We start from the raw sequence: 22,187 nt of genomic DNA, 5'->3' as shown, positions 1-22,187 counted from the left end.
TTACGGCGTGAATTTATACGTCATGCAGGCCGTGTCCGGATCGAACGCCTGCCCATAGGCAATAAGCTCGGGGTTTTCGAACCCGGCACACAGCCTAAAACCCTTGTCGGACAGACGCTCGTAAACATATGCCTCGTTCGAGAACGGGTCGATGCGACGGGGTGCGGGCGCGCATTCGGCGGGCGTGCGTTCTTCCGAAGGCAACGCATCGGGCAGCACCTTGTCATTCACCCGCGCCAGGCAGCGTACATGGCCATTGAGCTTGGAAAGATCCGACATACGCGCCTTGTCGCGCTTTTCCTGCTTGCCGGTGGCCGGTCCGCCCACGGCCCAGATCCCCGCCGCAATCGTCAACAACACGACCACGCCAATCACGTAAGGGGGCGCGTCATTCGCCTTCATGCGCATCCTCCGTCATATCCGCGCGGAAGTAGAAAAAGATCATGCCAGCCACGACCGCCACGACGATGACTTTGGACAGAACCCGCGCATCCAGATCTCCGTTGAGAAAGGCGTAGATCGTATAGATCAGGTTGCCCAGTAGGGTGATTGCCGACAAAAACAGCGTGATATACCCGAACCATTTGCGCACGCCCGACCGCCGCCGACCCTCATTCGCACGGATACGGCGATTGGCCTGCCGGTTGAGCCACGCAAAAAGCGGGAAGAAGACGATCAGCGAGGCAATTGAGAACCGCATGGTGCTGCGGCTGCCATAGGTACGGCGGTCCGCTATGTCAGGGATCCACTGATCAATCAGGTGAAACATCAGAGCGGTGACATGCCAGGCGGTCATGGCCAATGCGATGAACATCAGCCCATAGAGGAACGCCTCACGTGCCGAAACAAACGGGCGCGGACGCGGCACGGGTGGGCTAAAGTCCACCTCCGCCCATGACCCCAGCGCCTCGCGGATTTCCGGCGCACTCCATCCCGCCTGCGCAAGAGCCGCACGAATGTCATCGCGCGATCGCCCGGCGTTCAGAGCATCGCGCACGAAAAATGCCAATTGGTCGGAAGGCTTCATCGTCTCACCCGGTTGCTCTGCCTGTGCTCACTGTGACAACGCGCTTGGCATGATGCAAGATGTGTGACGTCGTTCCTCAGGCGGCGTGAGTTCACGAAACCCGGCATGTCCTTCTATAGCTGTGCAACGGCCTCGGCAAATTTCTCGACCTCCTCGCCGGTGTTGAAATAGTGCACTGATGCCCGCGTCAGCCCATCAGTCAGCCCCCGCGGCACCATATCGAGCCGGGCCGAGGTGGTCAGCGCAACCGAGACATTCATCCTCTGCGCCTTCAGGGCCTCATAGATCGCCGACGCGCTTTGGCCGTCCTTGGTGAAGGTGACGATCCCGCTCTTGCGCGCGCCCTGATCCTGCAGGGTTACGCCCGGAATATCCGACAGGGCCGCCCGAAGCGCGCCCGAAATCTCCGCCACCCGCGCCTCGATCGCAGGCAGGCCGACCGCGCGGGCATAGGCCACAGCGGCGCCAAGACCGATCTGCCCGGCCATGAACCTCTCCCAGTTCTCAAAGCGTCTGGCGCCCGGCGCCCAGTCATAGCCGTCATCGCGGCTCCAGGTGGCGGCCCGCAGGTCAATGAAGGGCGGGTCCGTCCGGTCCGCCAGGGCCCGGCGCATATAGAGAAACCCCGTGCCGCGCGGTCCGCGCAGATATTTGCGCCCGGTACCAGACAGCACATCACATCCGATGCGCTCGACATCCAGGTCGATCTGCCCGACTGACTGGCAGGCATCGAGCACATAAATCAGCCCGTGCTCACGCGCGACGCGGCCCACTTCTTCGACCGGGTTCACCAACCCGCCCTGTGTGGGCACATGGGTGATGGCGATTACGCGCGTACGCGGCGTGATCAGACCCGCGATCGCCTCAACGTCGATCTGGCCGGTTGCGTCGGATGGCACCAGGTCAATTTCCACGCCACGCCGCTGCTTGAGCTGCAGGAAGGCCAGATAATTCGACACATATTCCGAGGCGTGGGTGAGGATCCGGTCGCCTTCCTTCAGGGGGAGGCCATAAAAGGCCATATCCCAGGCACGGGTGGCGTTTTCCACATAGGCGATCTCGCCCGGATCGGCATTCAGCAGCCCGGCGAATTCCGTGTAGAAGGCAGCAAGCTGGCTGGCATTCGTATCTTCGGCCTCATATCCGCCGACACTCTGTTCCAGCGCCAGATGCGCGCTCATCGCCAGATAGACCGGTGTCGGCATCAACGACGCCCCGGCATTGTTGAAGTGGATCATGTCGGCTGTGGCCGGCGTCTCGGCGCGCAGGGCGTCTATGTCCATCAGGGCTTGTCCTCACCGACATTCTCGGCAAACGCCACCTTGAACGCCGCCTGCGTCTCGGCGCTGGCTTCGGTCTGATAATTGGCCTTCCAGTCGTCCATGCTCATGCCATAGAAAATTTCGCGCGCCTGGGTTTTGTCCATCTCGATGCCGCGCGCATTGGCCGCCTCCTGGTACCAGCGGCTCAGGCAGTTGCGGCAGAACCCGGCAAGGTTCATCATATCGATATTCTGCACATCGGTGCGCTTTTCCATCAGGTGTTCGCGCAGCGCACGGAAGGCGGCCGCTTCAAGCTCGATACGGGTCTGGTCGTCCATCATCATCCTCCTCGATATCGGTCACAACATGCGTTTGAGATAGGGCTGATGCAAGTCCGTCAATCGCACCGTCAGGCTGCCCACATCCGACAGCGCCTCCTCAAGGCAGGCAAGGATGATCTCGGCCATTTCCTGGCGCACCGCATCTGACCGCCCCGGCAGAAGCAGCAGCGTCGCATGCGCAAAACTCTGCGGGTCCACCCCGATGCGCGAGGCCGTCGCGGCAATGGTGCGCAGACGCACGGTGTCGGGGCCGTTGACATGCGGGTGATGGGCGAAACGCTCCCAAAGCGTGTCACACAGGGCTTGCAGGTCGTGGCTGCTCTCAAGCCCGGCGGAATGTTCGATAACGATATGTGGCAAGTCTGCTCCTCCGTTTCGCGGCATGGTGCGCTGCAAACGGGATCAGAGACAAGCGCAATCCATCAGCCGAGGAACTGCGCCACCACGCGGACAAATGCTCCGGGGACATCTTCAAGCGTATAGCCTCCGGGTTTGAGCGAAATCGCCCAGAGGATAAGGGCACCGGAAGAGATGATGGTGAAAGCGGCAACGCGGGGCGCCCGGCCTTCGGAGATCGCAGACAGGATTGAAGGGACCGAAAAAACGCCCAGAATTACACCTATGACGAGGACCAGATCGGGGTCCATGTGCCCCTCCAAATTAAATCGAAACAAATCGCGTGAAGCTTAGCCCGGATCAGTGGAATAAAGCAAACTTTCCTGACAGGGCGCGATGCGAAGGATATTCGTTGTGCCCGGCACGTTGAAGGGCACGCCTGCGGTGATCACGATCTGATCGAGCGCCTCGGCATAGCCCTGCTCGCGCGCTGCTCGGGCGGCGGAGATCACCGCGCTTTTGAAGCGTTCCAACTCCCCGCACAGCACGCAGTTCACCCCCCAGCTCAGGGCCAGCCGCCGCGCCGTGCCGCGCAGGTTGCTGAGCGCCATGATCGGCACGCGCGGACGTTCCCGCGCGGTCAGCAGCGCCGTTGTCCCGCTCTGCGTGAAACAGCAGATCGCCTTGATATCCGTCGCCTCGGCAATCTCGCGCGCCGCCGCCACGATCCCATCGGCGACCGAGCGGCGTTCGATACGGCGCGAGGCTTCGATGATTTCGGTATAGGTGGGGTCGCTTTCCACCTCGCGGGCGACATTGTCCATCGTGTGCACTGCCTCGACCGGATAGTCGCCCGCTGCCGATTCGGCCGAAAGCATGATCGCATCGGCCCCTTCATAAATGGCCGCCGCCACGTCCGACACTTCGGCGCGGGTGGGCATCGGGCTTTCGACCATGCTTTCCAGCATCTGCGTGGCCACGATCACGGGCTTTGCCGCAGCCCGGCATTTGCGCACCAGCCGCTTTTGAATCGGTGGCACGTTCTGCACGGGCAGTTCCACACCCAGATCGCCGCGCGCCACCATGATCCCGTCCGAGGCGGCAAGGATATTGTCGAACCACTCGACCGCCGAGGGTTTCTCGATCTTGCTGAGGATCGCCGCACGACCATCGCAGAGCTTGCGCGCCTCCTCCACATCCGCCGCACGCTGCACGAAGCTGAGCGCCAGCCAATCGACACCAAGCTGGCAGGCAAATTCCAGATCGGCGCGGTCTTTCTCGCTGAGTGCTGCCAGCGGCAGCACCACATCGGGCACATTCACGCCTTTGCGATTCGAGATCGTGCCGCCGGTGATCACCTCTGTCTCGGCATAATCCTTGCCGCATTCGGTGACTGTCAGACGGATCTTGCCGTCATTCACCAGCAGGCGCGCACCCGGCTCCAGTGCTTCGAAAATCTCCGGATGCGGCAGGCAGACGCGCATCTCCGTGCCAGGGGCCGGGTCAAGATCAAGCCGGAAGGCCGCCCCTTCGACCAGCTCTTCCTCGCCATTGGCAAACTCACCGACGCGCAGCTTCGGCCCCTGCAGATCCGCAAGAATACCGATGGGACTGTCCAGATCATGCTCGATCTGACGGATGATGCGGTGCTTCTCGCGGATGCTGTCATGGTCCCCGTGGCTCATGTTGAGCCGGAACACATCCGCCCCCGCCTCGTGCAGCGCGCGGATCGTGTCGTAATCCTCGGAGGCCGGGCCCAGGGTGGCCACGATTTTCACATTGCGGAAGCGTCTCATACGGCATGTCCTTCTGCGCCCAGCGACCGGGCTGCTGATTGATCCTGTGAACAGGCTGGCCATACGACCGAAACCTGTCAATCGGTGTGACGCGAAACGCGCGGGCTACACCGCAAATGACGTTATCGCTAACAACGGTCTTGCGGCCTTATTGCCCAATTCACATTCGCTGGCAACTGTCCTAAAGGCATGGCCAAAGGACGTAACACTTCGATGACATATCACCCCTTCGAAATCGTCGGCGCGGACCGCCCCGAGCGCTGGCTGGTCACCTGCGATCACGCGGCCAACACTGTCCCGCCTTTCGTGAATGGCGGCACGCTTGGCTTGCCCGAAGAGGAAATGGGCCGCCATATCGCCTATGATGTGGGGGCCGATGGGCTGAGCCGGGAACTGGCGCGGCTTCTGAACGGGCCTGCGATTCTATCGAATTTCTCGCGGCTGGTGATCGACCCGAACCGGGGCGAGGATGACCCGACCCTGCTGATGAAGCTTTACGATGGCACGATCATCCCCGGTAACCGGTATGCCGATGAGGCCGAGGTGCAAAATCGGCTGAACAAATGCTACCGCCCCTATCACACGGCGTTGGCCGAACTTGCTGCAAAACGCGCCGATACGGTGATCGTGGCCGTGCACAGCTTCACTCCACAGCTCAAGGGGTACGCCCCGCGCCCCTGGCATGTGGGCCTGCTTTATGCCGCCGATACGCGGCTGGCACGGCCATTGGCAGATCTGTTGCATGCCGAGCCCGATCTCTGCGTGGGTGAGAACGAGCCCTATGGCGGCCACCTGCCCGGCGATGCGATCGCCCGCCACGCCATCGCCTATGAGCGCCCCAACATCCTGATCGAGCTGCGCAACGATCTGATCCGCTCGCCTGAGCAGCAAGCGGCCTGGGCCGCGCGCCTTGCGCCGATGCTGCAAGAGGCCGCCAATCGCGCGGGCGTCTGAGCCGCGACAGGCGATTCCCCTCTTGCCTAACGGGACGGTCCGGCGTATATGCCAGCCTTCACCGCGGGACCGGCCAGAGTGGCATGCCGAGTCGCGCGTATACCGTCCGAAGTCAAGAGGAGCCGGAAATGCCCAAAATGAAGACCAAATCGAGCTGCAAGAAGCGGTTCAAGGTGACGGCCAAGGGCCGCGTGGTGGCCGCTCAGGCCGGCAAGCGCCATGGCATGATCAAGCGCACCAACAAATTCATCCGTAACGCGCGTGGCACCACCACGCTCAGCAAAGCCGACGAAGGTATCATCAAGCCGATGATGCCCTACGCCCGCTAAGGAGGATTTGAGAGATGTCACGCGTTAAAGGTGGGACCGTAACCCACGCCCGTCACCGTAAAGTCGTCAAAGCCGCCAAAGGCTATTATGGCCGCCGCAAGAGCACCTTCAAGGTTGCCACTCAGGCCGTCGACAAAGCCAACCAATACGCCACCCGCGACCGCAAGAACCGCAAGCGCAACTTCCGTGCGCTGTGGATCCAGCGGATCAACGCCGCTGTGCGCAGCCATGACGAAGCGCTGACCTATTCGCGCTTTATCAACGGGCTGAGCCTGGCGGGTATCGAAGTGGACCGCAAGGTGCTGGCCGATCTGGCCGTGCATGAACCGGCCGCATTCGGCGCCATCGTGGATCAGGCAAAGACAGCGCTGGCCAAGTAAGCCAGCCCATAATGCGCCCGTCACGGGCGAGGGACAATGTTGCGCCGCTGGGGAAACCTGGCGGCGTTTTTCATGGTGGGTCACCCTGCCTTCGCAGCGCCTTCGCGGCGAGTTCTCCCCAGACAAACCACCGGAATGCCACACTTTCTGCACAGCGTCTTGCGATGGATCATCCGGGCAGAATGCCGCTAACGCGTGAAACGCAAGGACGATTGACATGAGTACCCAGATAAAACAGACCGACCCCAAACAGCCGACACTGAGCGAGAAAGCCCTGCGTTTGCTCGCGGCGCATGACCGCGAGGCCAAGAAATTCGAGCTCTTTGTCTCAAGCGCCAAACCGGCGGCCAACTGGAGCTGAACCAGCGCAGGCGCAACCTTGACCGCCCTGACAATCTGACCCACGCTGCTCCCGGGCGAACGCCTCGCCCGGGACACGAGCGAGAACCGGATTGGATCACAAGGCCTTCATCGCCACATTGCCCCACGACACGCTCGCGGCGTTGAACGAGACCCGGGATGCCCCGGGCCTTTGGCATCTGGCGGGCCATGTGGGCCTGATTTTCGCCTTCGGGATATGGATCGCACAGGGCTGGCCGGGCTGGCCGCTCGTGCTGGTGGCGCAGGGAATTACACTCTGCTTTCTCTTCACGCTCGAACATGAGACAACGCACAAGACCCCGTTCCGATCCCTTTGGATCAACGAATGGGTGGGGCGGCTCTGCGGGTTGGTGATCATGCTTCCCTTCGAGTGGTTCCGCTACTTTCACCTCGCCCATCATCGCCACACCAACGACCCTGAGAAAGATCCCGAACTCACCTCTGGAGCCAAACCTGAAAGCTGGGGCGCGTATCTGCGTCATGTCTCCGGCTTGCCCTACTGGTGGGCGATGGCGCGGATCACCTTTGCGAACGCGCTTGGCCAAGAACCGGGCCAATATGTGCCAGAGCGCGCATGGGCCCGAGTGCGGCGGGAGGCGCAGATCATGCTGGTGCTCTACGCGCTGGCGGGCTTGAGCCTTTTGGCGTCACCCTTGCTGTTCTGGATTTGGTTGCTGCCCTGCCTTCTGGGTCAGCCTTTTCTCAGGCTGTACCTTCTGGCCGAACATGGGCGCTGCGCCTATGTGGCCAACATGCTGGAAAACACGCGCACGACCCTGACCAACCGGATCGTGCGGTTTCTGGCCTGGAACATGCCCTATCACATCGAACACCACAGCCTGCCTCAGGTGCCGTTTCACAAGCTGCCCGAGTTGCACAAGCACATGCAGGGCCACCATTGCGTATTGACCGACGGCTATCGACGCTTCACGCATGACTACATATCTGGTCTGCGCTGAACCGCGTTATCCATTTTGCTTGAGTAATGTGGCACAATGCGCACCGGCGGGCGGTTGCCCGATATGGTGCGGGTTCTGGATCAGCACCCACATCGTCGCATAGCCCGGTGCCTTGGCACGGCTGTAAGAACACCCATCGGGCGTGGTGTACCACTGCCCCTGATAGCTTGACGGCGGCGCGGGCTGTGCCTTGCGCTTGGCCTGCCCAAAAAGCGCATCGGCAGGGGTTGCCAGGCTGAGGGCAATCGCGAGCGCTGGAAGCGCCAACACAGATTTCTTCACAGACATCGGTCGATCCTTTTCAAGACGGTTCAATCGATGCCGAGGCTCGCCGGGACCGGCGACCGCGCGGCGGCATAACTGCGGCGAAACAATGCGCTTTGTTACCGCTTTTAACGGCTTTTTCCTCAAATCCCGCTATCTGAGGACGCGCCAGCGTGCGCCGCTCTTGCATTCGCAAGGGCAGCCCGCTAGCACGTCTCGGACGATGTCACCGCCCAAGCCCGAGGATGATCCGATGGACGATCTGCGCGACAAATACCTAGGCCTGATTGCCGACGCCGCCGATGAGGCCGCGCTCGAAGAGCTGCGCGTACAGGCCGTGGGCAAGAAGGGCGAGGTCAGCCTGCAAATGCGTGAGCTGGGCAAGATGAGCCCCGAAGAGCGGCAGGTGGCCGGGCCGAAGCTGAATGCGCTGAAAGATGAGATAAACTCGGCGCTGGCCGCCAAGAAAGCCGCTTTGGAAGATGCGGCCCTTGATGAGCGCCTGCGTACCGAATGGCTGGATGTGACCCTGCCGGGCCGCCCGCGCCGCGCCGGCACCATTCATCCGATCAGCCAGGTTTCGGAGGAAGTCACCGCCATCTTCGCCGATATGGGATTCTCGGTGGCAGAAGGTCCGCAGATTGAAAGCGACTGGTACAATTTCGACGCATTGAACATTCCCAGCCACCACCCGGCGCGGGCGGAGATGGACACGTTCTATACCCACCGTGAAGAGGGCGATAACCGTCCGCCGCATGTGCTGCGCACCCATACCTCGCCGGTGCAGATCCGCGCGATGCAGGCCCAAGGCGCGCCGATCCGAGTGATCGCACCGGGCCGTGTTTATCGTGCCGATTATGACCAGACCCATACGCCCATGTTCCATCAGGTCGAGGGCCTGGCAATTGACCGCGATATCTCCATGGCCAACCTGAAATGGTGCCTTGAGGAGTTCGTGAAGGCGTTTTTCGAAGTGGACAATGTCGAGCTGCGCTTCCGCGCCTCACACTTCCCCTTCACCGAACCCTCGGCCGAGGTCGATATCCGCTGCTCCTGGGAAGGCGGGACGCTGAAGATCGGCGAGGGTGACGACTGGCTGGAGATCCTGGGGTCGGGCATGGTGCACCCGAAGGTACTGGAAGCGGGCAATATCGACCCCGCCGAGTGGCAGGGCTTCGCCTTTGGTGTCGGCATCGACCGGATCGCGATGCTGAAATACGGCATCCCCGATCTGCGCGCGTTCTTCGATTCTGACCTGCGCTGGCTCAGGCATTACGGGTTTGCCGGGCTCGATGTGCCGACGCTGCACGGCGGGTTGTCTCGCTGAATACACTGAAGCGGGCTGGCAAGGTGATCGGTATCATCCTTGCCATTCTCGGAGTGCTCACTTTTGGAGCTTTCTATCTCTTTGGATTCCTGCTTGGCGGGCCATTGGTGTTTGAGGCGGGGATATTCTGGCAGCCTTTGATTTTGGCCGCTTTTGGCTGTTTTATCGCGCTCATTTGCAGTCGAAAAACACGCTAAGATTCATCCAATCGACAGATCACAATCCTTTCTCTAGGCTCTGCACAAAGTTCAGGAGCCCCCCATGCCCCTCACCCAACTCATCTATGCCTCCACGCCCTTCGGGTTTGACGCTTCGCTTCTCTCCAATATTCTGCTCGATGCGCGCCGCTGCAACGCGCGCGACGACATCACCGGCGCCCTGATTGCCCGGCAGGATCTGTTCCTGCAGCTTCTTGAAGGGCCCGAGGACAAGGTGAACGCCTGCTATCAGCGTATTCGCCGGGATGATCGCCATGTGGAGGTGACCAAGCTCATGCAGCGGTCGATCAAAACGCGGCTGTTTCCATCCTGGGCGATGCGCGACGATCCGGCCTATAGCTGGATGTGGACCATGGAGGAGGTGGCCAACGGGGCGGTCGAGCGCGCCACCGAGGATGAGGTGCTGAATTTCTTCACCCGCCTTTCCTATCTCAAGGTTTTCCCCTCCGACGGGGCATAAGCAGCGCAATGGCTTGACTTGCGGCCCCTTCAGGATCAGCCTGCGCCGGTCATCAGTTATCAGGGGGCAGCCCAATGAAAGACCAACCGGCAAATGAGTTCACCTTGCACGCACGCCGCGACGGCGGCGGCACGCCCATGCTCAATGGTTGGGGCGCCAATAGCGATTATGGCACGCTGCGCTCGGTGCTGCTGGGGCCGATCGAGAATTACCAGTGGCTGCAAACCTCCTCGGTGTCCAAGAAATCCCTCCGCCGTGGGGTGCCGTTCAGCCAGGAAACGGCCAAGCGGCAACATGCCGAGATGGTCAGCGCCTATCAGTCCGCGGGCGTCGAGGTGCACACCCACGCACCCGACCCGCATCTGCCCTATCAGGTCTATGCCCGCGACAGCTCGGTCATGACGCCCTATGGCGCGATCATTACCCATATGGCGCAGTACTGGCGGCGCGGCGAAAACTTCCGCGCGGTGGAGACCTATCAGCGGCTCGGCATCCCGATTTACGATTTCGTCACCGCCGGGACTTTTGAAGGCGGTGATTTCAACGTGATCGAGCCGGGCTGTGTTCTGATCGGTTGGGAGGGTGAAGAGGGCCGCTCGATGGAGCAGGGTGCCAAGCAAATTGCCGGGTGGATGGAGGCAGAGGGCTGGGAAGTCAAACTGGCCGATATCGACCCGTTCTATGTGCATATCGACCTGATGGTCGTCATGCTGGCCCCCAAGCTGGCCGCTGTCTGCACCGACTGCACCGATCCCGAGATCGTCGACTGGCTGCGCGCCAAGAAGATCGAGATCGTCGAGGTGCCGTTCCAGGACACGATCGCCCTGGGGTGCAACGTGGTGGCGCTGGGTGAAGACCGGGTGCTGCTGCCTGAAAAATCCTATACGCTGAAAGACAAGCTGAAGGCGCTGGGGTTCACCATCTATGACCCGGACCTGTCGATGATCACCCAGGGCGGTGGCGGGGTGCATTGCATGTGTCAAAGCCTCATCCGTGATCCCGTGTGAGACCCGTCTGATTTTGAGTATTTGAAGAACAATGAAAGAGGGCGCGCGCCTTGCTTTCATTGTTCCAAAAATACTCATACCCCGGTGCCAACAGGGTTTTCCCTTTGCCTCTTATGAGATAAAGCCGCAGGGACGTTGAGAACCTCTGGGAACGAACCCGATGAAATTCACCCTGTCCTGGTTGAAAGACCACCTGGAAACCGAAGCCTCCGTCGATGAGATTTGCGAGGCGCTGACCGATCTTGGATTGGAAGTGGAAGAGGTCTCGGACCCTGCCGCGCGGTTGGGAGAATTTACCATCGGCAAGGTCACGCATGCCGAGCAGCACCCGGATGCGGACCGGCTGCGCGTGTGCCAGGTCCTGACCGATGAGGGCTCCAAACAGATCATTTGCGGCGCGCCCAATGCGCGGACCGGGATCACCGTCGTGGTGGCCAAGCCGGGCATGTATATCCCGGGCATCGACACGACCATCCAGGTGGGCAAGATCCGCGGCGTGGAAAGCCACGGCATGATGTGCTCGGAACGCGAGATGGAGCTCAGCGACGAGCATGACGGGATCATCGAGCTGCCTTCGGGCGAGGTGGGCGAGCGGTTCGTCGACTGGCTGGCCGAGCATGATCCGGTCAAGGTCGATCCGGTGATCGAGATCGCCATCACGCCGAACCGTCCCGATGCTTTGGGCGTGCGCGGCATCGCGCTCGATCTGGCCGCACGGGGCCTGGGCAGGATGAAGCCCGCGCCCGAGGCCCATGTAGAGGGGCAGTACCCTTGCCCGATCAGCGTAACGATAGACGAAGATACGCGCAAAAACGGCTGCGAGGTTTTTGCCGGGCGGCTTATTCGCGGGGTCAAGAACGGCCCCTCCCCCGAATGGCTTCAGCAGCGGCTGCGCGCCATCGGGCTGCGCCCCATTTCGGCGCTGGTGGATATCACCAATTTCTTCACCTTCGACCGCAACCGCCCGCTGCACGTCTTTGACGCCGACAAGGTGAACGGTAACCTCCGGGTGCATCGCGCCGAGGGCGGGGAGACGCTGATCGGCCTGGATGAGAAGGAATACACGTTCAGCGCGGGCCAGGTCGTGATCTCGGATGACGAGGGGATTGAAAGTATTGCCGGGATCATGGGCGGGCTGGCTACGGGCTGTACCAGTGAGACCACCAATGTGTTTCTTGAGGCCGCTGTCTGGGACCATATCCAGATCGCCCATACGGGTCGCGCCCTCAAGATCAACTCGGATGCCCGCTATCGCAACGAGAGGGGCATTGATCCGGCCTTCAACATGGACGGGCATGAGCTTGCCACGCAGATGATCCTCGATCTGTGTGGCGGAGAGCCGTCCGATGTGGTGGTCGCGGGCGAAGTGCCAGATGTTTCTCGCGCCTATCCGCTTGATCCCAAGCGTGTGCAATCGCTTGTGGGCATGGACATTCCCGAGGCAGAGCAACGCCAGACACTCACCGCGCTTGGCTTCCGCATGGAGGGCAATATGGCCCATGTGCCAAGCTGGCGGCCCGATGTGCAGGGACAGGCGGACCTGGTGGAGGAAGTGGCGCGCATTGCCTCGCTGACCAAGCTACAGGGGCGCCCGATGAAGCGCATGGGCGACGGGGTGCCCAAGCCAATCCTGTCGCCGCAGCAAAAGCGCGAGCAGATCGCGCGGCGCACGGCGGCGGCGCTGGGGTATAATGAATGCGTGACCTACAGCTTTATCGACCGCGCCAGTGCCACGCTTTTTGGCGGCGGCGATGACGCGACGATGCTTGCCAACCCGATCAGCAGCGAAATGAGCCATATGCGCCCTGCCCTGCTGCCCGGCCTGTTGCAGGCGGCGGCGCGCAACCAGGCACGCGGGTTCATAGACCTCGCGCTTTTCGAGCTGGGGCACGCATTCCACGGTGGCGAACCCGAAGAGCAGCACGTTCAACTTTGCGGACTTCTCGTGGGCCGGACCGGCCCGAAGGATGTGCATGGCGGATCGCGGCCCGTTGATGTCTATGACGTGAAAGCCGATGCCGAGGCGGTGCTGGCCGCGCTCGGTGCACCGGCCAAGGTGCAGATCCTGCGCGGCGCGCGCGAGTGGTGGCACCCCGGACGGCATGGCATGATCTGCCTTGGCCCGAAGAAGGTGCTGGGTATCTTCGGAGAGCTGCACCCCAAGGTGCTGCGCGAGATGGATGTCAAAGGCCCTGCCATGGCCTTCACCCTTTTCCCACAGGAAATTCCCCTGCCGCGCAACCAGACCGCCAACAGGGGCGCGCTCGCGCTGAACGATCTGCAGGCAGTGGAGCGCGATTTCGCCTTCGTAGTGGATGAAGGCATAGAGGCGCTGACCCTGATCAACGCTGCCGCCGGGGCCGACAAGGCCCTGATCGAGAGCGTGCGCGTGTTTGACGAATTCATCGGCGGCAGCCTTGGCGAAGGCAAGAAATCACTTGCCATTACCGTGCGGCTGCAGCCGACTGAGGCAACGCTCAAGGACGCCGATATCGAGGCCGTCAGCGCCAAGATCGTCGAGAAGGTGACCAAGGCCACAGGCGGCACTCTGCGCGGCTGACCCAAGTTTGACAAAGCATCAGCGCCCCGGAGGTGATCCGGGGCCCTTTGCATGCGCTGTGGTGCAGATGAAACGCATCTGCTGCCACCCTGCCACTCCGGGTTGATCCGAATCGCCCGCGCTCTTAAGCACCCCCCTTCAGCGACCGGCCCTCTCGGGCCGAAGGAGTACATGATGAAAATCCATCCGATACCGCCGTATAGGCGGCGTTTCACCCTCTCCCGTTAAGCTGCCCGCGGTCTGCGCCGGGCGGCCCTGCCCGATGTGGACCCTTTATGACACCCGAAGACATTGGCCTGATCCGGCATTGCCTGCCGGACGAGATGGCCTTCCCCTATTACGCCGATCGTGAAAGCGCCTGGCTTCTGGCCAACCTGATGCCAGGCGACGATACCGTGACCGCGCTCAAGCAAGGTTCGGCGGCGAAACTGCTCACGCGCCCCGTGTTGCGCCCATTGGCGGCGGCAACGGGCGGTGCTTTGGCGCAGCGCGATGTGCTGGCGCTGGCTCATGCTGATCGGGCGATGGCATGGGATGGGTTGAGCCGTGCCGCCGAGGCCGCTCTGGAACAGCTTTATGGAGGCGATTGGCTCGATTTCCGCCTGTCGCTGTCTAGCTGGGGCGAAGGGGCCGACTGGCAGTGGAACCAGCTCAGCCGCAAGGGTGGCAATCTGGTGCTGCAACTGGGCTTTCCCTCGGAGCACACCGCACTGATGGGGCAGTATCTGCCGCGCGAAAGCCGGAAAGATTTTGAATGTGCATGGCACCCCGTGCGGCAGGGCGGTTGCCCGACCCTGGCCTGGGCACGGCTTGACGTGGACCTTGCCACCGGCACGGCACTGATCGAAGAGCTGCAAAGCGACTGGTTGCGCATATTGCGCCGCCGCATCGACGTGATGGCCCAACACACACCCCGTGCGCGGGAACTGAAGCAGCGCCAGACCTACGAGGCAAAGCTGCGCGACCGCTATGACAGGCTTTGGCCAAAGGCGATGCTTCTCGCCGTGCTCATGCTTCTGCGTGATGAACTAGGCTGTCGGGACGTGTACCTGCATCAGCCCGGGCCGGGGGCTGCGCTCAAGAATATCTATGGTCGGCACCCGCCGCGGTCTCTCTACACGACCCTGCCGCGCAGCTTCTGTTTCGAAGCTACTCGGGACGTGCCGCATTTCCTGGCCCGCAACCGGATCTTGCGCAAGCTCGCCAGGCGCCCCGATCCGCTGTTCTGGCGGTTGGCGCTGTGAGCTTGTTCTACTGCGCCAGCTCTTCGGCCAGCATGTCAAAGACAAGGCGGATGCGGGGGCTCAGATGTACTTCGCGGTGGGTGGTCAGCCAGGTTGGAAAGGTCATCCGGTCCAACTCCGGCAGAACCCGCTCCATATCAGGGAAACCGGCCGCCACGCGGTCAGACATCGGGGCCAGCCCCAAACCCTGCCGCGCCAGTTCCCAGGCGACGGTTCCATTGGCGGACCCCACCTGAAAATTCTCGGGCGTCACCGGTAGGTCGATCGCATGCAGATAGCCCAGCATGCGATCGACATCGCCGAAACTGATCAGGTCATGACTGGCAAGATCCGCCAGATCACGGGGCACGCCCCGCGCCTCAAGATAAGAGCGCGACGCATAGAAATGCGCGCGTTCTTCGCGGATCAGCCGCGCGATCAGCTCGGGCTGTTCGGGGCGGACATGGCGAATGGCGATATCGGCCTCGCGGCGCATCAGGTCGCTGATATCATTGCTTGCCACCACCTCAATGCGCAGCTTCGGAGCGCGCTGGCGCAGAAGCCGCAGAACCGGCGGCAGAACATAGGCCGACATCATGTCACTCGCCGAGATCGTCACCTTCCCGTCGATCCCCTGAGATCGCCCCACAGCGATCAGCGCCATGCGATCCGCCGCATCTCCCATCGCGCGCACATGGTCGAGCATGTCCCGGCCCGCATCGGTCAGGATCAGGCTTTTGCCGACACGCTCGAACAGAAGCACGCCAAGCGTCTCTTCCAATGCGGCGACCTGGCGGCCCAGGGTGGGTTGCGTCAGGTTAAGCCGCCGTGCCGCGGCTGAAAATGATCCTTCTTCCGCCGTCGCGAGAAAGGCGCGGGCCTGGGTCCAGTCAAAGCTATCAGGGCGTTTGTTCATACAGATACGTATAGATAAACTGCGTATTTAGGCAATTTCTTTTCGATCTTTGCATAGATATGTCACCTGCAAAAGGAGACACCCAATGACACCTTCAGCAAAATTCTGGGATCGCGCCGCCAGCCGCTATGCCAAATCGCCCATCCGCGACATGCAAGCCTATACCTACACGCGCGAACGCACCCGCTCTTATCTCACCCCGGACAGCACCGCTCTGGAGCTTGGCTGTGGCACCGGATCGACCGCGCTCGAACTGGCGCCGTCTCTGGGCCATATCACCGGCACTGACATCTCACTGGAAATGATCGGCATCGCCCGACAGAAAGCCGCGACGCAAGGCGTGGAGAATGTCCGGTTTGTCACTGCTGACGCCTCGGGACAGATGCCTGAAAGTGGGCCCTATGACGTGGTGCTGGCCCATAACCTGTGGCACCTCGTGCCCGATACTGAAGAGGCCATAGCCCGTGTTCACGAGCAGGTAAAACCGGGCGGGCTTTTCATCTCCAAGACGCCGTGCCTTGGACAGCCCGGCATGAGTTGGAAAATCCGTCTGATGCTTTTGGCAATTCCCGTTCTGCAATGGCTGGGCAAGGCGCCTTTTGTGCGCCGCTTCTCCATTGACGAGCTTGAGGGAATAATCACCTCACGCGGGTTCGAGATCATCGAAAGCGGGAATTTCCCGGCCGACCCACCCAGCCGCTACATCGTCGCTCGGCGGGTATAAAGGCCGAGGGGGTTGCCCCTGCCCGCCCCTGTATTAGGGTTGCTGCCAACAGCAAAAGGACCCGACACCATGACCCTGCATGTCTATCTCTCCGGCGAAATCCACACTGACTGGCGCGAACAGATCACAACCGGCGCACAAGACCTCGGCGTGATCTTCACCGGTCCGGTCACCGATCATGGGGCGAGCGACGATTGCGGCGTGGCCATTCTCGGCGCGGAGGACAACAAATTCTGGCATGACCGCAAGGGCGCCCTGATCAACGCCATCCGCACCCGCAAGGGGATCGAAGAGGCCGATGTGGTCGTCGTGCGTTTCGGCACGGAATACAAGCAATGGAACGCCGCCTTTGACGCAGGCTATGCCGCGGCGTTGGGAAAATCGCTGATCATCCTGCACGGGCGCGAACATGACCACCCGCTGAAAGAGGTGGATGCCGCCGCCAACGCCGTGGCGCGCACGCCTCAGGAAGTGGTGCAAATCCTGCGTTATGTGATTGACGGTACTCTGCCGGGCTGACGCAGCGTTCCGCTTTGCGCGTCGCGGCGACAGGGCGATAGAGTGCGGCTCATGGAGTTCGACTACATCATCGTGGGCGGTGGCTCGGCGGGTTGCGTGCTGGCTGCGCGGCTCTCCGAAGATCCCGGTGTGTCGGTTTGCCTCGTCGAGGCTGGCGGCACCGGGCGCGACATCTTTATTCGCGCGCCGGGGATGGTGGCCGCGATGGTGCCAGGCCTTCCCCCGATCAACAACTGGGCGCTGCATACGGTTCCGCAAGCGGGCCTGAACGGGCGGCGCGGGTTTCAGCCGCGCGGCAAAGCGCTCGGCGGGTCCTCCGCGATCAACGCGATGCTCTATGTGCGCGGCCACCCGCGCGACTATGACGAATGGGCCGATATGGGCTGTGACGGCTGGGATTGGCAGAGTGTCCTGCCCTGGTTCAAACGCTCCGAACGGAACATGCGCGGCGCGGACGATCTGCATGGGCAGGACGGGCCGCTCCAGGTCGGCGATCAGTCCAAACCACGCGGGATTTCACAGGCTTTTCTCGACGCAGCTCAAGCCTTGCAAATTCCGTTGAACGAGGATTTCAACGGGCCACGGCAGGAAGGCGCGGGCCTCTATCAGGTCACGCAGTACTTTGACGGGCCAAAGCGGGGCGAGCGGTGTTCGGCGGCCGCGGCCTATCTGCACCCCGTTCTGCACCGGCCCAACCTGACGGTGCTGACCCGTGCCTGTGCCGAGCGGATCAGCTTTGACGGCACGCGTGCCACGGGACTGATGGTCCGGCACCGACGCCGCTCGATCGCTCTCAAAGCCCGGCGCGAGGTTATCGTTTCGGGCGGCGCGTTTGGATCGCCACATCTGCTCAAACTGTCGGGGATCGGCCCCGCGGACGAGCTGCGCGCGCATGGGATCACACCCGTGGTGAACCTGCCCGGTGTGGGCGAGAACCTGCAGGATCATCTGGACTATATCCTAACCGACACATCCAGGCGCGACGACGTTGTGGCCCTGCACCCCAAGGGGCTGGCTCAGCTCGGGCGGGCCGCCTGGCGCTGGCGCAAGACAGGGCAGGGGCATTTCGCCTCGCCCTATGCCGAAGGTGGGGCTTTCATCCGATCCGACGCAGGGCTCGACCGCCCGGATCTGCAACTGCATTTCGTGGTGGGTATCGTCGACCGGCATATGCGGCGGCTGCACTTCCGCTATGGCTATTCGGCCCATGTCTGCATGCTACGCCCGCATAGCCGGGGCCGGGTGACGCTGGCCTCGGCCAACCCGCGCAAGGCGCCGCTGATCGACCCGGCCTTCCTCAGCGATCCGCGTGACTTGGTTGTCCTGAAACGTGGCGCGCGGCTGTTGGACAATCTGATGGCGGCCCCGCCACTCGATCCCTGGCGCGGGCGCAGGCTCTATCCGCATGACGGCAGTGAGACCGCGCTTGAGGCCGACATCCGCGCCCGGGCCGATACGATCTATCATCCGGTCGGCACCTGCGCGATGGGGCAGGGCGATATGGCCGTGGTCGATCCATCGGCGCGGGTCTATGGCACAGATGGTCTCAGGGTGATCGACGCCTCCGTCATGCCTCGGTTGATCGGTGGTAACACCAACGCGCCCACCATCATGATGGCCGAGAAACTCGCTGCTGAAATGCGTCAGGATTGAGCGGCGGCCACTCGGCGATACGGCGGAATATGGGGAAAAATCATCATCATTCCCATGAAAGTTTTTCAGGTTTTCTGAAAGAGGAGGCATACTAATACACACGGGCTGCGCCGCCCGGACGCGCAACAGAAAAGGGACGTCTTAATGCTTAACGAATTCAAAGAGTTTATCGCCAAGGGCAATGTCATGGACATGGCCGTTGGTATCATCATCGGGGCCGCCTTCACGGCGATCGTCAGCTCCCTTGTGGCCGATCTGATCAATCCGATCATCAGCCTCTTCATGGGAGGTGTGGATTTCTCGGGCATGCATGCCGTGCTGGATGGTGGCGAATATGCGTCGATGGCCGATGCCGAAGAGGCCGGAGCGGCGGTCTTTGCCTATGGCCGGTTCATCATGGCGATCATCAATTTCCTGATCATCGCCTGGGTGGTGTTCATACTGGTCAAGGCCGTGAACCGGATGAAAAAGGCCGAGGAAGAGGTGGAAGCGCCCGCCGAAGATCCCGGCCCCAGCGAAAAAGATCTGCTGATGGAAATCCGCGACGCGCTGAAAAAGTAAGCTGAACCGCAGGTTTCGATGGGGTCCGCCATGGCGCGGGCCCCTTTTTATTGCCGTCGGAAAAGTGAATCAGTCCTCTTTCTTCTGCGCGGCCCGACGGCTTGCCCGGCTGGCGGCCCCGCTGCCCAGCATCGGCTCGCCAAGCTGCTGCCTGATCCAGTCCTGAAACAGGAACACCTCGTATTCCTCCTGCATCAGAACACCACGCGTGAACGCCCCCGCACGCAGCCCCGCCTGATTGAGTTCACTGGCGGCCCCGTCCTGATCCAGAACCAGCGTCGCGAAATCTGTGATCCGCGCCATATCGAAATCAGGCTGTGCCAGCGTGTCCGGATGAAACAGCCATTCCGAGGTGAGGTCCATTTCCTCGGGCGAAACCGGCGTGATCTGGACGCTGCGCACATAATCAGCGTGATGGGCAACAAATACCGAAGGTGTCACAGTGACATAGCGCTGGCCGCTGGCCACATCCTCATCGGTCAGTCCCGGCAGCCGCCCTTGTGCGGTGCCGTCCATCGACCAGGTCTCAGCCCCATCGCGCAACCCGCCGGAGAGATGCGGTGCGTCATCCTCGGCATGGGCCTGCCAGTCCGGATCATCCCGGCGCGCCATGATCGCGCGGCCATAGATCGGCACCAGCGCGGACAGCTCGGGGTGGATATTGGGGCAATGCAGGCATTCGTTGAAGTTCTCCCAGAAGATCTTCCAGTTGCACTTCAGCCGTTTCGAATAACGATGGCCCACCCGCATCTCTTCCAGCGGCCAGTGCGCGACATAGGCGGTTTCAGCCCCGTAAAGGCTTTCGAAACCGGGCGCGTCCCTGTCGAGATTGACAAAGACAAACCCGCCCCATTCCGCAACGGATACCTCCAGCAAAGGATGGTCCGCGCGATCAAACCCGGCAACAGGGCGCATCGGCCCGGTGGCGCGCAGCCGGCCCGTGAGGTCATAAACCCATTGGTGATAGGGACAGGTGATCAAAGGCTTGGCAAGTGTGCCTTCGGCCTGAGTGCACAAGATCGACCCGCGGTGCCGACAGGTGTTGAAGAACCCTTTCAACCGGCCTTCGCCATCCCTGAGCAGCAAAACGGGTTGCCCGGCCACGTCGAAAGTGCGGAAGCTTTGCGGCCCCTCAAGGCTTTCAGCGCGGCAGAGATAAACCCAGTTGCGCCCCCAGATCTGCGAGAGTTCGCGGGCGTAATGCGCCGGGTCATAATACCACTCGGCCGGAAGCGACGGCTGCGCCGAGGCCAGCCCGTTGAAATTTGTTTCCAGGACAGATCCTTCGGCCATTTGCAGTCACCTCCCAGGTGTCTATGCGCCTCTTGAGTGAAAACGGTGCCTCAACCCACCGACTCGCACAACAAAAAACGCCCGCCTCTTGAGAGGCGGGCGCGTTTGATCCGAACGGGATCGGAATTCTTAGCGGCGGATACCCAGGCGTTGGATCAGGTCCTTGTAACGGCCCTCGTCCTTGGCTTTGAGGTAGTCCAGCAGCTTCCGGCGCTGTGCAACCATTTTCAGAAGGCCACGGCGGCCGTGGTTGTCCTTCTTGTGGGTCTTGAAGTGCTCGGTCAGCGTGGTGATGCGCGAGGTCAGAATGGCAACCTGAACTTCGGGCGAACCGGTGTCGCCGTCCTTGGTTGCAAAGTCTTTCATGACCTTGGCTTTTTCTTCAGCAGTGATCGACATCGGGGTCTCCTTTGTTCAAAGGGTTGAGGGCACAAGCCGGGATGTCGTCCAGCAGGGTCCTATGGAGATGTCCCACGCAGGCGCGGGATAGCCGCGTTTAGGGCATATTGCGCGGAAAGAAAAGAGAAAAAAGCGCTGCGGTCTGACCGGGATCTTATGCCCCTGTCAGGCTGTCCAGCGTGGTCTGACCGATCAGGACAATCTGATCCAGCGTCAGGTCCGCTGCATTGGCAACTGCGGCGATCCGCATGCCGTTCAGAACGATATGCTGGGTGGTCGGGTCATTCTCATCCGGCACCAGCGAAACCTCGGGTTCTTCCCCCGCGAGGTCATCATAAACCACCATCAGGCTGTCTTCACTATTGTCGAAATCGAGGATCTGCGCCTGATGTCCCGCCCCGCTCAGCCATTCGCCCAGCGCGATACTGTCAGCCCCCTCACCCGCAGTCACGATATCCTGCACACCCGCAACGATCAGGTCATCCCCACCGCCGCCATTGAGGTAATCGACCGCCGCGTCCTCTTCGCCTTCAGGCAAGCCGTTGATCACGTCGTTGCCCCAGCCGCCAAAGAGCGTGTCTTCGCCTGCGCCACCATCCAGCGTGTCATCGCCGAGATCGCCGTGCAGCGTGTCATCGCCGAGATCGCCGTGCAGCGCGTCGTTGCCGCCCCCGCCAAAGAGATCGTCATTGCCGTCGCCGCCAACAAGGCTGTCATCGCCATCCTCACCGAAAAGCGCGTCATCCTCATCATGGCCGAACAGCGCGTCATCGCCATCCCCCCCGAAAAGGGCATCATATCCGGCGCCGCCATGCAGGGTGTCGTCACCGCCCTCTCCCAGCAGGGTATCGTTGCCGTCATCGCCAAGCAGTTCATCATCGTCCGCCCCGCCCGAGACCGTGTCATCCCCGCCATATCCGTTGAGCATATCCGCGCCGTCGATCCCGGTCAGATCGTCCTCCGCGTCGTCACCCCAGGTCACCGTCCCCGGTGTTGCGGTGCCAGTTGTCAAAGAGGTATCAGGCTCAAACTCCGCCTCCGCATCGGCATTGAGAAGATCGGACAGGCCATTGAGGTCATCGGATGGCTGAGACGCATTATCCCCCCCGCTTTCGAGAGGGAGCATACCGTCATCCTCATTGTCGGAAGAGCTGTCGCCCAGACCATAGAGCGCGGTGGCGCCCACGGCCATCAACCCCATCAAACCTACAAGAAACATCATAACCGAGACTCACAGCGACTCGATAGTAAGGGTCTCACAGGGTGCGATGTGCCGTCCATCCCGATCGGGAATCTGG

The 22,187-nt window shown here is 61.7% G+C and carries 26 protein-coding genes; 14 read left to right on the top strand and 12 right to left on the bottom strand.

The genetic code is table 11. From position 1 onward, the window contains the following. The 7 genes from EI983_RS00520 to pyk form a co-directional block, all read right to left on the bottom strand. Nucleotides 1–402, bottom strand: a complete 402-nt coding sequence (locus EI983_RS00520; protein ID WP_157705280.1) for a hypothetical protein — start codon at nt 400–402, stop codon at nt 1–3. Continuing rightward, entirely contained in the window at nt 389–1,027 is a 639-nt protein-coding gene (locus tag EI983_RS00515; protein WP_157705279.1) for a DUF5671 domain-containing protein, read from the bottom strand. Before EI983_RS00515 ends, EI983_RS00520 begins: the two co-directional genes overlap by 14 nt. Before the next feature lie 113 nt (nt 1,028–1,140). Further along, nucleotides 1,141–2,310 carry an aminotransferase class V-fold PLP-dependent enzyme gene (locus EI983_RS00510; protein ID WP_157705278.1) on the bottom strand — a complete coding sequence of 390 codons (1,170 nt, stop codon included), beginning with the start codon at nt 2,308–2,310 and terminating at the stop codon, nt 1,141–1,143. Beyond that, complete coding sequence (locus EI983_RS00505; RefSeq protein WP_157705277.1) at nt 2,310–2,627, bottom strand: DUF1244 domain-containing protein; 318 nt, start codon at nt 2,625–2,627, stop codon at nt 2,310–2,312. The genes EI983_RS00510 and EI983_RS00505 overlap by 1 nt, the downstream gene beginning before the upstream one ends. 21 nt (nt 2,628–2,648) lie before the next feature. Continuing rightward, nucleotides 2,649–2,990, bottom strand: coding sequence for a tautomerase family protein (locus EI983_RS00500; protein ID WP_157705276.1), 342 nt, complete (start codon nt 2,988–2,990; stop codon nt 2,649–2,651). 62 nt (nt 2,991–3,052) lie between these two features. Next, nucleotides 3,053–3,277 carry a hypothetical protein gene (locus EI983_RS00495; RefSeq protein ID WP_157705275.1) on the bottom strand — a complete coding sequence of 75 codons (225 nt, stop codon included), beginning with the start codon at nt 3,275–3,277 and terminating at the stop codon, nt 3,053–3,055. Nucleotides 3,278–3,316: 39 nt separating this feature from the next. Beyond that, the gene (gene pyk, locus EI983_RS00490; protein WP_157705274.1) at nt 3,317–4,762 is read right to left on the bottom strand and encodes a pyruvate kinase; all 1,446 of its coding nucleotides are present in this window, start codon (nt 4,760–4,762) and stop codon (nt 3,317–3,319) included. Nucleotides 4,763–4,975: 213 nt separating this feature from the next. Between pyk and EI983_RS00485 the strand changes: the two genes are divergently transcribed. From EI983_RS00485 to EI983_RS00465, 5 genes are all read left to right on the top strand, one after another. Then, entirely contained in the window at nt 4,976–5,716 is a 741-nt protein-coding gene (locus EI983_RS00485; RefSeq protein WP_157705273.1) for an N-formylglutamate amidohydrolase, read from the top strand. Nucleotides 5,717–5,844: 128 nt separating this feature from the next. Then, entirely contained in the window at nt 5,845–6,045 is a 201-nt protein-coding gene (gene rpmI / locus EI983_RS00480) for a 50S ribosomal protein L35 (protein WP_157705272.1), read from the top strand. 14 nt (nt 6,046–6,059) lie between these two features. After that, complete coding sequence (gene rplT, locus EI983_RS00475; protein ID WP_157705271.1) at nt 6,060–6,425, top strand: 50S ribosomal protein L20; 366 nt, start codon at nt 6,060–6,062, stop codon at nt 6,423–6,425. Nucleotides 6,426–6,642: 217 nt separating this feature from the next. After that, nucleotides 6,643–6,786 (top strand): hypothetical protein, encoded by a 144-nt coding sequence (locus tag EI983_RS00470; RefSeq protein WP_157705270.1) that lies wholly within the window; start codon nt 6,643–6,645, stop codon nt 6,784–6,786. A 91-nt stretch (nt 6,787–6,877) separates the two neighbouring features. Next, complete coding sequence (locus EI983_RS00465) at nt 6,878–7,765, top strand: fatty acid desaturase (protein ID WP_157705269.1); 888 nt, start codon at nt 6,878–6,880, stop codon at nt 7,763–7,765. Nucleotides 7,766–7,771: 6 nt separating this feature from the next. On the opposite strand, the gene EI983_RS00460 is transcribed toward EI983_RS00465, so the two are convergent. Further along, on the bottom strand, nt 7,772–8,053 hold the full coding sequence (locus tag EI983_RS00460; RefSeq protein WP_198389349.1) for a hypothetical protein: 282 nt from the start codon (nt 8,051–8,053) through the stop codon (nt 7,772–7,774). Between the two features lie 229 nt (nt 8,054–8,282). Here EI983_RS00460 and pheS point away from each other — a divergent pair, with 229 nt between their 5' ends. The 5 genes from pheS to EI983_RS00430 all read left to right on the top strand — a co-directional run bounded on the left by pheS (nt 8,283) and on the right by EI983_RS00430 (nt 14,845). Then, nucleotides 8,283–9,356, top strand: a complete 1,074-nt coding sequence (gene pheS, locus EI983_RS00455; protein ID WP_157708936.1) for a phenylalanine--tRNA ligase subunit alpha — start codon at nt 8,283–8,285, stop codon at nt 9,354–9,356. Between the two features lie 261 nt (nt 9,357–9,617). Beyond that, nucleotides 9,618–10,034: a BLUF domain-containing protein gene (locus tag EI983_RS00445; RefSeq protein ID WP_157705266.1), complete on the top strand. Its 417-nt coding sequence runs from the start codon at nt 9,618–9,620 to the stop codon at nt 10,032–10,034. A gap of 74 nt (nt 10,035–10,108) precedes the next feature. Beyond that, a complete protein-coding gene (locus tag EI983_RS00440; RefSeq protein ID WP_157705265.1) occupies nt 10,109–11,041 on the top strand; it encodes a dimethylarginine dimethylaminohydrolase family protein in 933 nt (310 codons plus the stop codon). Nucleotides 11,042–11,201: 160 nt separating this feature from the next. Next, nucleotides 11,202–13,601 (top strand): phenylalanine--tRNA ligase subunit beta, encoded by a 2,400-nt coding sequence (gene pheT / locus EI983_RS00435; protein ID WP_157705264.1) that lies wholly within the window; start codon nt 11,202–11,204, stop codon nt 13,599–13,601. A 275-nt stretch (nt 13,602–13,876) separates the two neighbouring features. Beyond that, on the top strand, nt 13,877–14,845 hold the full coding sequence (locus EI983_RS00430; protein WP_157705263.1) for a hypothetical protein: 969 nt from the start codon (nt 13,877–13,879) through the stop codon (nt 14,843–14,845). A 7-nt stretch (nt 14,846–14,852) separates the two neighbouring features. Here EI983_RS00430 and EI983_RS00425 read toward each other — a convergent pair whose 3' ends face one another. Next, a complete protein-coding gene (locus EI983_RS00425) occupies nt 14,853–15,740 on the bottom strand; it encodes a LysR family transcriptional regulator (RefSeq protein ID WP_157705262.1) in 888 nt (295 codons plus the stop codon). 85 nt (nt 15,741–15,825) lie between these two features. Between EI983_RS00425 and EI983_RS00420 the strand changes: the two genes are divergently transcribed. The 4 genes from EI983_RS00420 to mscL all read left to right on the top strand — a co-directional run bounded on the left by EI983_RS00420 (nt 15,826) and on the right by mscL (nt 19,197). Continuing rightward, a complete protein-coding gene (locus EI983_RS00420) occupies nt 15,826–16,464 on the top strand; it encodes a class I SAM-dependent methyltransferase (RefSeq protein WP_157705261.1) in 639 nt (212 codons plus the stop codon). Between the two features lie 69 nt (nt 16,465–16,533). Next, nucleotides 16,534–16,983: a YtoQ family protein gene (locus tag EI983_RS00415; protein WP_157705260.1), complete on the top strand. Its 450-nt coding sequence runs from the start codon at nt 16,534–16,536 to the stop codon at nt 16,981–16,983. 51 nt (nt 16,984–17,034) lie between these two features. Beyond that, nucleotides 17,035–18,636 (top strand): GMC family oxidoreductase, encoded by a 1,602-nt coding sequence (locus EI983_RS00410; protein WP_157705259.1) that lies wholly within the window; start codon nt 17,035–17,037, stop codon nt 18,634–18,636. Nucleotides 18,637–18,780: 144 nt separating this feature from the next. Further along, entirely contained in the window at nt 18,781–19,197 is a 417-nt protein-coding gene (mscL, locus tag EI983_RS00405) for a large conductance mechanosensitive channel protein MscL (RefSeq protein WP_157705258.1), read from the top strand. A 69-nt stretch (nt 19,198–19,266) separates the two neighbouring features. On the opposite strand, the gene EI983_RS00400 is transcribed toward mscL, so the two are convergent. From EI983_RS00400 to EI983_RS00390, 3 genes are all read right to left on the bottom strand, one after another. After that, nucleotides 19,267–20,490 carry an aromatic ring-hydroxylating oxygenase subunit alpha gene (locus EI983_RS00400; protein ID WP_157705257.1) on the bottom strand — a complete coding sequence of 408 codons (1,224 nt, stop codon included), beginning with the start codon at nt 20,488–20,490 and terminating at the stop codon, nt 19,267–19,269. A 129-nt stretch (nt 20,491–20,619) separates the two neighbouring features. After that, a complete protein-coding gene (gene rpsO / locus EI983_RS00395) occupies nt 20,620–20,889 on the bottom strand; it encodes a 30S ribosomal protein S15 (RefSeq protein ID WP_157705256.1) in 270 nt (89 codons plus the stop codon). A gap of 154 nt (nt 20,890–21,043) precedes the next feature. Next, entirely contained in the window at nt 21,044–22,111 is a 1,068-nt protein-coding gene (locus EI983_RS00390) for a calcium-binding protein (RefSeq protein ID WP_157705255.1), read from the bottom strand. Nucleotides 22,112–22,187 lie beyond the last annotated feature (76 nt).

The sequence above is a fragment of the Roseovarius faecimaris genome (assembly GCF_009762325.1).
In the GTDB taxonomy this organism is placed as follows: domain Bacteria; phylum Pseudomonadota; class Alphaproteobacteria; order Rhodobacterales; family Rhodobacteraceae; genus Roseovarius; species Roseovarius faecimaris.
This window is presented reverse-complemented; position numbering and strand designations above follow the sequence as displayed.